Here is an 11,472-nt window from a genome sequence, read left to right on the forward strand (position 1 = left end):
TTTTTGAATGAATATAAAGTAAGTTTTTTAAAGTACCTTATATTAAAAGGAAATAATTAATTATATAAATATAAAATTAAGGAAATTTAATGTAATTAACGTATGCTATAATTAGTAAATGTGTAAAAATATTAAGGGGAGTGCTTATGAAAAAAATTAAATACTATTTATTTATATCTTTTATATTAATATCTTTATCTGTAATTATGTTTACTATCCACTTTATGGTGTTTGGACAAGCTTTAAACACTGCATACTATTCTATAATGAATTTATGTTTTATACCTATAAATAGTTTAGTTGTTACTATAATTCTTGAGAAGTTAATTGATCATAGATCTAAAAAAGAGAGAATAGAAAAGCTGAATATGCTAATAGGAATATTTTTCACTGAGATTGGCGGAAAATTAATGCATTATATAATTGTATCAGATAAAAATACAAGTGACTTTAATTTTAACTTTGAGGATCTTAAATATGTTAGAACTACACTAACTAATCATGATTATAATATAGAAATAGATGAAATAGATTTAAATTCTATAAAGAACTTATTAGTAGAAAATAATAATTTACTTATTAATTTAATAAGTAATGAGAATTTATTGCAAAATCAAACTTTTACAGATTTAATAATGTCCATAATACATTTAAGAGATGAAATTTTATTCTTTGAAAGTAATACTTTAGAAGAAGTTAGTAAAAAACACTTAGAAAATGACATATTAAGAGTATACGAAAATATTGTCATACAGTGGGTTTTTTATTTAGAATATCTAAAAAAGTTTTATCCGTTTTTATATAGCAATGCTATTAGAGTTAATCCTTTTTTATTTATTAAAAAAGAGCAATATTAAATTTAAAAGTAGCTACAATCTTGGTAAAAACTAGATTGTAGTTATTTTAATGTATAAACAATTTTATTAAGGTCTATGTTATAATGTATCAATGTGTATATTTTAAATCACTTATAAACTTGGTTAACTAATATATTTTTTATATCCTTGGAAAAATCATATAAGTGAATTTTGTATAGAAAGAAGGCTTTATATGGAAATAAGAAAGATGACTGAGGCAGCTATAATGTCGGCACTTTTTATAGTTTGCAGTATATTTGCAATATCTACAGGGCTTTTGTATGGACTTTACATAGATATAATAGTTCCTATTTTTATAGCGATTATATATTTAAGATGTAACTTTAAATTTACAGTACTTGCAATGATAACTTGTTTAGTTATTGTAGGATTAGTAATGGGTAATATAGGATCGGCAATTTGCATGAGCCAAAGTATGATTATTGGAATTATGTGTGGTTATGTTATAACTAAAAAGACTAAAATCTTTGATGATTTATTTTATTTGAGCATAGTATCTTGCTTTATAATGGTTATGGTAGATGTGTGGTTTTCTAAATTAATTGGATTTAGTTTTATAAAGGATTATAAAAATATGGTAGCGCCTTGGCCTTTGAGTGATGGATTTAAAGAAGTTTTATTTTACATGTTTATAGCTACACTTCCTCTCGGAACTATTATAATGACTTATTTTGCAAGCTTATTTATTGGAGATAGGATTAAGTCTTTGAATGAAGAGGGTAAAAGAAAATTATATATTTTGAAAAATATTAGGCAGTATGCAAATTACATATATTGTTCTAAATCTACTGTATATTTTGGATTAGCATATTTATTTGTAATTCAATTGAAAAATATGTTAGGGGTTGATATCAAATTTGTATATTTACTTACTATAACTGAAACTATAAAGTATATTGTTTATTATTTTTTAATAAGAGATGCATATGCATATTTAAGACTTTATACTTATCAAAAAACAAAGTCTATAATGGCATTGAATATAATGGGAATAACATTTTTAGCTTCGTTGGTTATAAAGTTTAATATCAGCTTTTGGATAATTTCAGCTATTGCATTTTTCTATGCACCGATGAAGTTAAAAATGACTTAGGACAATTTTAAATAAAACAAAAAGCACCCTGTAGCATTTGTTGCGGGGCGCTTTTTAAATTTAGTGATTAAGAGGTTTCCCTGACTTTAAGGCTTCTCTTTCTTCAATTAAGTTTTGTATTACAGTATTTAATTCCCAGTCAATGGAAGTTTCAGTAACTACAGCAATTAAAGGTCTTTGTATCCTAAATTTTTTAAGAGCTTCCATAAAAGAGTGAATTTTAACATGGTCTACATTATTAAATATAACGGCGTTATGCTTTAATCCATCTTCGCAACTTTCATCTATATTATTATTTAAAATATCTTTTACTAAAGTTGTAGCATTCTTAGGCACAAGGACTATTTGGTCTTTTAGGCCTATTAGGTTGCATATATTTTTCAACATACTTAAATCTTTTGAATTAAAGTTATAAAGTAAGACGCAAATCCTATCGTCACTATAAGTAGGCAAAGTATTTATGTTTTTAAAATCCATAGTAATTGAAGCACCTCCTTTTTAATAAGTTTATTATTATTGATACCAAATTTAGAAAATTTTAAACATAAACACGAACTTTATAAGAGGATTATTTAACAATATGACTACTATATAAGTGAATTAATATGGATATATCATTTAAAGACATCTTAATTGTTTTATGGTATACTATTATGTAAAACATAGTAGTGTGTATTTTAAAAGGAGCAATGAAATGGATAAAACGCAATTTTTAAATTATATAAATAAAAAACTTAAAAATTATGTTAATACAAGTAAAAACTGGGCATTAAGAAAAGTACTAGAGAAACCTTTGGAAATAATTTCAAAAGTACTTATAGTTCCTCCAGTTGTTTTTACGGGTATAATGATATTTGGAATGTTAATCTTAAGCTCGATGAGTTGGTTTAGTATAAGCTATTTTCCTGACTTTATTCAAATAATGGATACAAAAATAATAATAGGAATGATTGGGGTTATAATTAGCATTATATTTGCAGTAATAAGTATAGTGGTTTGGCCTATATATATAGTAGTTTTAGTATTTGGAATTTGGTTTATAAAAACTTATAGAGAATTTATAAAAAATCATAATTTATATAAAAAAGCAAATGATTTAATGGACAACCTATAAGTTAATACTTTAAAAAATATATCAAAGTATATATAATATAAAGAACGAGGTGATAAAATGAAAAAAAGAGTAATGATCGGTATGAGTGGTGGAGTAGATAGTTCTGTTGCAGCATATCTTTTAAAAGAACAAGGATATGATGTAATAGGTGTTACTATGAAATTATGGCAAGACGAAGATGATGAACTTATAGAAAATGAAGGTGGATGTTGTTCATTATCAGCAGTTGAAGATGCAAGAAAAGTTGCTGATAGAATAGGTATACCTTTTTACGTATTAAACTTTAGCGATGTATTTAAAGAAAAGGTAATAGATCCATTTATAGATGAATATTTAAACGGAAGAACTCCAAATCCTTGTATAGCTTGTAATAAGCATATAAAATTTGATGATTTCTTTAATAAAGCTCGTCAAATAGGGTGTGATTATGTAGCTACAGGTCACTATGCTAAAATAGAAAAAGATGAAGAGACAGGTAGATACTTACTTAAAAAGTCTGTTACGGATAAAAAAGACCAAACCTATGCATTATACAATTTAACTCAAGAGCAATTAGAACATACTTTACTTCCTATAGGTGAGTATGAAAAAGATAAAGTAAGAGAAATTGCAAAAGAAATAGGAATAGAGGTTCATAATAAACCAGATAGTCAAGAAATATGTTTTGTAAAAGATAATGACTATGCGGGATATGTTCAAAAACATTCTAAAAAAAGAATTGATCCAGGATTTTTCGTAGATACTAATGGTAACGTATTAGGAAAGCATAAGGGAATAATAAACTATACTATAGGTCAAAGAAAAGGTCTAGGAATTGCATTTGGAAAGCCTATGTTTGTTGTAGATATAGATCCAGTTAAAAATACAGTTGTATTAGGTGATAATGAAGATATATTCTCAAATGCATTAATAGCTAAGGATGTAAATTTAATCTCAATAGATGATATAAAAGAACCTCTAAGAGTACAAGCTAAAGTTAGATATTCAGCGAGACCATCAGATGCGACAGTAAGTAAAATCGGAGAAAATACAGTTAAAATAGTATTTGATCAACCCCAAAGAGCCATAACTAAAGGTCAATCAGTTGTTATGTATGATGGAGAAAAAGTTGTAGGTGGAGGAATAATAGAAAAAAGCCTATAATAAAAAACTATTGATTATTTTTATAAAATTTAGTAATATAACTATTAATCATATAGAAATAAAATAATTTTAAATACAGTGAAAAGAAATAGTAAATTAATTGATGCATTACAGAGAGAGGGAATAGGTGAAAGCCCTTATGATAGATTAATTGAAGCAGTCTTGGAGTATCAACTTTGAAACTAAGTAGGAGTTGACGGTAGTTCCGTTATAACTTAAGGTTTTCCGAAGATACTGTAGATTTTTTACAGTAATTAGGGTGGTACCGCGAGATATATCCTCGCCCCTATAGTATTATAGAGGCGGGGATTTTTTAATTCATAGAAAAGTAGCAAATTTAAGGAGGAAATTTAAAATGCAAAAAATGGGATTAAACGAAATAAGAAGTAAATTTTTAAAATTCTTTGAATCAAAAGGACACTTAGTTCAACCAAGTTATTCATTAGTGCCACATAATGATAAAAGTTTATTATTAATAAATGCAGGTATGGCACCTCTTAAAAATTATTTTTCAGGAACAGAGATTCCACCAAGTAAGAGAATGACTACTTGTCAAAAGTGTGTAAGAACAGGTGATATAGAAAATGTAGGGGTTACAGCTAGACATGCCACATTATTTGAAATGCTTGGAAACTTCTCTTTTGGAGATTACTTTAAAGAAGAAACTTTAAAATGGGGATGGGAGTTTGTTACAGAACATTTAAACATACCTCAAGATAAAGTATGGGTAAGTGTATACTTTGAAGATGACGAAGCTTTCGAAATATGGGAAAAAGAAATAGGTATACCAAAAGAAAGAATAGTAAGACTTGGGAAAGAAGATAACTTCTGGGAAATAGGAACTGGTGCTTGTGGACCTTGTTCAGAAATTCACTTTGATAGAGGTGAAGAGTATGGATGTGATAATCCAGATTGTAAACCAGGATGTGATTGTGATAGATATTTAGAATTCTGGAACCATGTTTTCTCTCAATTTAACAAAGATGAAGAAGGAAACTATAACCCATTAGAGAACAAAAACATAGATACAGGTATGGGTCTTGAAAGAATTGCATGTATAATGCAAGGCGTAGATACTATATTTGATGTAGATACTATAAAGCAAATATTAAATGCCGTTGAGAAAATGACAAATTCAACTTATGGAAAAGAATATAAAACTGATAAATCTATAAGAATAATAACTGACCATATAAGAAGTGTAAGTTTCTTAGTTGCGGATGGAGTACTACCATCAAATGAAGGTAGAGGTTATGTTTTAAGAAGATTATTAAGAAGAGCTGCTCGTAATGGTAAATTACTTGGAATGAAAGCCCCATTCTTATACAACTTAGTTGATGAAGTTATATCTGTAAGTGGAGAAGCTTATCCAGAGTTAGTTGAAAAAGCTGACTACATTAAAAAAGTTATAAGAATAGAAGAAGAAAAGTTTAATGAAACTATAGACAAAGGTAATGAAATATTATCTTCGTATATAGAAGAGTTAAAAGCTAAAAATGAGAAAACTTTAAGTGGAGAGAACGCATTTAGATTATATGATACTTATGGATTCCCAGTTGACTTAACAAAAGAAATATTAGAAGAAGAACATTTAGAAATAGATGAAGAAGGCTTCAAAGCTGAAATGGAAAAACAAAGACAAACAGCTAGAGATGCAAGAGGAAATATGGATGCAGAAGCATGGAAAGAAGATGCTATAGCTAAATTAGATAAAGATATAGTTACAAACTTTGAAGGATATGATATTCTATCTATAGAATCAACTGTTAAGGGAATAGCTAAAAATAATGAATTAGTAGACTCAGCTAGTGTTGGTGATGAAGTTGTAATAGTTCTTGATAAAACTGCATTTTATGCAGAAGGTGGAGGACAAGTTGGAGACAAAGGTCTTTTAGTTAATAAAAATGAAGATTTAGTAGTAGAAGTTTTAGATACTAAAAAAGGTCCAAATAACACTATAAAGCATATATGTATTGTTAAATCAGGAATTATAAAACTTGAAGATGTAGTATATACTAAGGTTAATAAAGAAGTTAGATTAGCTTCAGCAAGAAACCACAGTGCTACACATGTTCTTCATAAAGTATTAAAAGAAGTTTTAGGAGATCACGTAAACCAAGCTGGATCACTTGTTACTCCAGAAAGATTAAGATTTGACGTAACTCACTTTGAATCTATATCAAAAGATGAGTTAAAGCTTATTGAAGAAAAAGTAAACAATATTATATTTGAAGCATTAGATATAACTTGTGAAACTATGAGTATGACAGAAGCTGGTCAAAAAGGTGCAACAGCATTATTCGGAGAAAAATATGGTGATGAAGTAAGAGTTGTTTCAATGGGAGAATTCTCTATGGAATTATGTGGAGGTACTCACTTAACAAATACTTCTCAAATAGGTATGTTTAAGATACTTTCTGAAGGTGGAGTTGCAGCAGGAGTAAGAAGAATAGAAGCTATAACTGGTAAAGAAGTATATTACTTCTTAAATAACAAGCAAGATTTAATAAATGAAGTGTGTACATCTGTTAAAGCTAAAGAAGATAATTTAGTAGCAAGAGTAACTAACTTATTAGACGAAAACAAGTCATTAGCTAAAGAATTAAATGAAGTAAAAGCAAAAATGAGCTTACAATCTGCAGATTCTATATTAGACTCTAAGACAGATATAAATGGAGTAAATATAGTAACAGCTAAGTTTGAAGACATGGATATGGATACACTTAGAAACACTGCAGATACTTTAAGAGACAAGTTAGCTTCTGGAGTAGTAGTATTAGGAAATGTAGCAGGAGGAAAAATAAACTTTGTTGCTACAGCTACTAAAGATGTACTTGAAAAAGGTGTTCACGCTGGAAATATAGTTAGAGAAGTAGCTCAAGTAGCAGGAGGAAAAGGTGGAGGAAGACCTAATATGGCACAAGCTGGAGCTCCAGATGTAGCTAAGGTTGACGAAGCGTTAAATCATGCAAAAGAGGTTTTAAAAACTCAAGTGAAATAATAAATTTAAATAAATATTAAAGATAGGGGTGTTGTAGTATGAATGAAAATATGGATTATACAATGAAATTCGAAGGTATAACATCTGAACAAATGAGTGTTAGTGAGGCTATCGACTTAGTTTATGATTCACTTCAAGAGAAAGGATATAACCCAATAAATCAAATTATAGGATATATACTTTCAGGAGATTCTAGTTATATAACAAGTCACAATAATGCTAGAGGGATAATGAAGAAATTTGAAAGAGATGAAATATTAGAAGAGGTTATCACTTATTATTTGAACAATAGAAAGTAGGTCAATCTTATGAAAAAAAAGATTGTATCCTTATTAACAATTTTAATGATACTTATAAGTTCTGTTCCTAGCATTTGTTTTGCTGATGATAAAGGCAAGGCAATAGTAATTGATTTAAATAGAACTGGCCTTGAAGACATGCTAAGTATAGATTCTCTATCTAAAAAGATGGAAAAAGAAGGCTATATAGGGCTTATGAATATTAGAGGTGACAGAGGAACAGATGACAGAAGGTCATATGCAGCTGTAGGTGCTGGAGGAAAAGTTACCTTGCCAAACCAGAGCCTAATTAACTTTGAAGAAGTTAATAAAGGTAATGCAAAGGCGTATAAAGCTGAAACAGGACACAATCCCAAGAAAATAAATGATATGACAATAAACCATTCTCTAAGTGAGAACTTAGAGAATGGTTCTTATGGTTCTGTACTTGGATCGTTAGGACAGACTTTATCAAATCATAAATTAAGGGCATCTGTTATAGGTAACGCAGATAGAGTTAATAATGGAGAACTAATAAAAAATAGAAACATAGCATTAATGGCTATGGATAACATAGGTAGAGTTGACGATGGTAATGTAGACAACATAAATATCAAAGACAACACTATGCCCTATGGAATAAGAACAGATTATAACAAACTAAAAAGTGAAACTAAAAAGTTTTATGATAATAGTGATGTTTTATTTGTGGAACTTGGAGATACGTATAGATTAGATGATTACAAAAACTATTTAAATGATAAAACTTACAATAATATGAAAAAAAATATTTATAAAAATATAGATGATTATTTACAAGAAGTTTTTAAAATGGTTGATGAGAATGATACGATTTATATAATGTCAGCTTTTCCAAGTAAAGAAGATTATAAAAATCAAAAAAGGCTATCTCCTGTAATTAAATTTGAAGGATCTCAAAAGGGAGTTTTAAAATCTGCTACAACAAGAAGAGAAGGTGTAGTTGGAAACTTAGATATAGGAGTAGATATACTTTCTAAGTTTGATCTAAAAAATGAAAAAATGGTAGGAAGAGCATTTGAGGAAGTTAATAAAGAAGATAATATAAGTTTTATCAATCATGAATTTGATAAAATGGTATCTATGCTAGGCGTGAGAACTCCTATTGTAAACACTACTGTGGGAATAGTTGCAGTAGCATGGATTATATGCACGGTACTATTAATTTTCTTTAGGAAAAAACTACCTAAAAAAGAATTAGTTTTTAGCATATTAAAAGAATTTATAAAACTAGGGGTAGTTATACCTTTAGCGTTTATAGTTTCGCCTATTTTTAATTTTGCAACTCCAGCTAGTATAACCTTAGGAATATTTGGGACCTTATTAGTGTTATATTTAATAGGTAAAATTTTCTTTAAGGATGATATTAAGTATATGGCATTTTTCTCTATACTTACTATTATAGTAATAGTAGTTGATTCTATATTTGGAACACACTTAATGCAAAATAACATAATGAGTTATGATGCTATAATAGGTGCTAGATACTATGGGGTTGGAAATGAATATGAAGGTATAACTATAGGATGTGCTATATTTGCAATGTCAGTATTAGTGAACTACAAAAAAATACCTAAATGGGTTATAGTTGTAGCATCTCTAATTATACTTATAACTAGTGCTTATCCATCAATGGGAGCAAATGTTGGAGGAGCAATATCAGAATCTGTGGCATATACATTATTTTTATTACTTGCGTTTGATGTTAGGATGGATCTTAAAAAGAGCATATTGCTATCACTTGTGCCAGTAATGATTGTTTGTATATTTGCTGCATTAGATGTAGTGTCTAAAAGCCAGTCTCATTTATCTGGATTTGTAAATCAGATATCTGTAAATGGGCCAATTGCTATAATTCAAACATTTACTAGAAAGATACAAATGAATGTAGATATTGCAACTAGCAATATATTAATTGTTGTAGCTTTAGTAGTTGCTGGATATATGACTAAGTTTATTTTTAAACCTGCTAATCATTTTAAAAAGTTGTCAGAAAAATATCCTTATATATTTAAGGGATTTGTAGCAACAACAGTAGGGTGTATAGTTACTTTAATTTTTAATGATTCAGGAATTGTTGCGGCTGGAACAGCATCTATTTATATATTAATACCAATATTGGTTATGAGCGTAAATATGATGATTTTTGATAAAGAGTAGTATAATATTAACCTAGATATTAAAAAAATAATATCTAGGTTAATTTTTTCTGTACATAATGTGTTGAAATTAGAGTACAATAAGAATATAGTATATACATACAGTGAATAATTATTAAATTTGGTTGACCGAGGAGAATTAAATGATATTAGACGGAAGAATAATGGGTCTTGACGTAGGAGATAAAACTATAGGAGTTGCAGTTAGTGACCTTATGGGAATTACGGCACAAGGAGTTAAGACTGTAAGAAGAGTTGGAAAGAAAAAAGATATAGAGGAATTAAAAGCTATTATAAAAGAAAGACAAGTTAATAAAATAGTTTCAGGACTTCCTAAAAATATGAATGGAACATTAGGACCACAAGGTGAAAAAGTTATAAAGTTTTGTGAGTTATTAGAACAAGAAACGGGTATAAAAATAGAATACTGGGATGAGAGATTATCTACAGTTGCAGCAGAAAGATCTTTAATAGAAGCTGACGTTAGAAGAGAAAAAAGAAAAAAAGTAATCGATATGCTTGCAGCAGTAATAATTTTACAAGGTTATTTAGATAGTAAAAGAATTTTGTAAAATCTATGTAAAATAACATTGATATAAGTTATAATATATTTAAATAATTAAAATTTGAGGTGATATAAATGCAAGAAAACATAGTAAACTTAATAGACCAAGATGGAAATGAAATACAATTTGAAATAATATTAACTTTAGAAGCAGAAGGAAAAGAGTATGCTATACTTATGCCTTTAGAAGATAATGAGGCTGAAGAAGCTTTAATATTTAGAATTGATACAGATGAAGAGGGAGATATATTAACTCCACTTGAAAATGATGAAGAGTATGAAACAGTTGTAGCTGTATACAACACTTTAATGGAAGAAGAAGGATTAAACTTCGACGAAGAATAGTTAATATTAAAATTGTATAGTTTATAAATGGGAGTATCCTTCAAGGTGCTCCCTTTTTACGCTTTAAGCGAAGTGAATGTTACATAGGAGGAACTGAATGATTAAATACATAGATATATTAGTAGGTATGCTAGGTATATGTTATTTTATTTACCTAGAATTGTTTTATGGAGGAATGGCCTTTGAAGGTTTCTTTTTAGTTATAGGTATTTTACTTATAATATATCATTTTATAAAAAATAAAATACATATTAATGAAAAGCTAAAAAAAGTAATTAAAATATTTTTAACTATAATTCTATCTATATTTTTAATAGTAGAAGCTATATTAATATTTTTCCCGAAAAACAATGTAGAAGACAAATGTGATTATTTGATTGTACTAGGTGCATCAGTTAAAAATACTACGCCAAGTTTAACATTAAGAGGGCGACTTGATAAAGCTATTCAATATTTAGATGAGAGTAAAGATGATTGTTATATTGTTGTATCTGGAGGTCAAGGAAGTGATGAAAAACTTTCAGAGGCAAAAGCTATGGAAAATTATTTAGTAGAACATGGTGTAAACAAAAATAAAATAATACTAGAAGATAAGTCTACAAATACATATGAAAACTTTAAATACAGTAAAGAAAAAATAGAAAAAAACAGCAATAAAGATATAAAAAATCTTAATGTAAAGGTGGTCACTACTGATTTTCACAGCTTTAGGAGTTTTATACTAGCCAAAGTAAATGGGTATGGAAATGTTAATTTTTACACTAGTAAATCTATAAGTAAGTTTGTACCGGTTTATTATGCAAGAGAGTTTTTTGCAACTATAAAAACTATGATATTTGACGTATTACCTAATTTAT

11 protein-coding genes and 1 other annotated feature are annotated in these 11,472 nt (G+C 28.2%); of the genes, 10 read left to right on the forward strand and 1 reads right to left on the reverse strand.

What is annotated here, in order from left to right; all coding sequences use genetic code 11:
• Window positions 1-146 precede the first annotated feature (146 nt).
• Both VN21_RS16475 and VN21_RS16480 read left to right on the forward strand, forming a co-directional pair.
• Window positions 147-857 carry a hypothetical protein gene (locus VN21_RS16475; RefSeq protein WP_046824222.1) on the forward strand — a complete coding sequence of 237 codons (711 nt, stop codon included), beginning with the start codon at window positions 147-149 and terminating at the stop codon, window positions 855-857.
• 193 nt (window positions 858-1,050) lie between these two features.
• The gene (locus tag VN21_RS16480; RefSeq protein WP_046824223.1) at window positions 1,051-1,971 is read left to right on the forward strand and encodes a DUF2232 domain-containing protein; all 921 of its coding nucleotides are present in this window, start codon (window positions 1,051-1,053) and stop codon (window positions 1,969-1,971) included.
• A gap of 60 nt (window positions 1,972-2,031) precedes the next feature.
• Here VN21_RS16480 and VN21_RS16485 read toward each other — a convergent pair whose 3' ends face one another.
• Window positions 2,032-2,448: a DUF3783 domain-containing protein gene (locus VN21_RS16485; protein WP_046824224.1), complete on the reverse strand. Its 417-nt coding sequence runs from the start codon at window positions 2,446-2,448 to the stop codon at window positions 2,032-2,034.
• A 217-nt stretch (window positions 2,449-2,665) separates the two neighbouring features.
• Between VN21_RS16485 and VN21_RS16490 the strand changes: the two genes are divergently transcribed.
• From VN21_RS16490 to VN21_RS16525, 8 genes are all read left to right on the forward strand, one after another.
• Complete coding sequence (locus VN21_RS16490; protein WP_046824225.1) at window positions 2,666-3,085, forward strand: hypothetical protein; 420 nt, start codon at window positions 2,666-2,668, stop codon at window positions 3,083-3,085.
• Window positions 3,086-3,142: 57 nt separating this feature from the next.
• Window positions 3,143-4,228, forward strand: coding sequence for a tRNA 2-thiouridine(34) synthase MnmA (mnmA, locus tag VN21_RS16495; RefSeq protein WP_046824226.1), 1,086 nt, complete (start codon window positions 3,143-3,145; stop codon window positions 4,226-4,228).
• Between the two features lie 69 nt (window positions 4,229-4,297).
• Window positions 4,298-4,519 (forward strand) — a binding site (T-box leader).
• Window positions 4,520-4,583: 64 nt separating this feature from the next.
• Window positions 4,584-7,229 (forward strand): alanine--tRNA ligase, encoded by a 2,646-nt coding sequence (gene alaS, locus VN21_RS16500; protein ID WP_046824227.1) that lies wholly within the window; start codon window positions 4,584-4,586, stop codon window positions 7,227-7,229.
• Between the two features lie 38 nt (window positions 7,230-7,267).
• Entirely contained in the window at window positions 7,268-7,528 is a 261-nt protein-coding gene (locus VN21_RS16505; protein WP_021429857.1) for an IreB family regulatory phosphoprotein, read from the forward strand.
• A 9-nt stretch (window positions 7,529-7,537) separates the two neighbouring features.
• Window positions 7,538-9,706, forward strand: a complete 2,169-nt coding sequence (locus VN21_RS16510; protein WP_046824228.1) for a hypothetical protein — start codon at window positions 7,538-7,540, stop codon at window positions 9,704-9,706.
• A gap of 145 nt (window positions 9,707-9,851) precedes the next feature.
• Entirely contained in the window at window positions 9,852-10,277 is a 426-nt protein-coding gene (gene ruvX, locus VN21_RS16515; RefSeq protein ID WP_025161651.1) for a Holliday junction resolvase RuvX, read from the forward strand.
• Between the two features lie 68 nt (window positions 10,278-10,345).
• Window positions 10,346-10,615 carry a DUF1292 domain-containing protein gene (locus tag VN21_RS16520; protein ID WP_046824229.1) on the forward strand — a complete coding sequence of 90 codons (270 nt, stop codon included), beginning with the start codon at window positions 10,346-10,348 and terminating at the stop codon, window positions 10,613-10,615.
• 97 nt (window positions 10,616-10,712) lie between these two features.
• A partial coding sequence (locus VN21_RS16525; protein WP_064503623.1) for a YdcF family protein occupies window positions 10,713-11,472 on the forward strand: 760 nt, incomplete at its 3' end.

This window comes from Paraclostridium benzoelyticum (genome assembly GCF_001006285.1).
In the GTDB taxonomy this organism is placed as follows: Bacteria; Bacillota; Clostridia; order Peptostreptococcales; family Peptostreptococcaceae; genus Paraclostridium; species Paraclostridium benzoelyticum.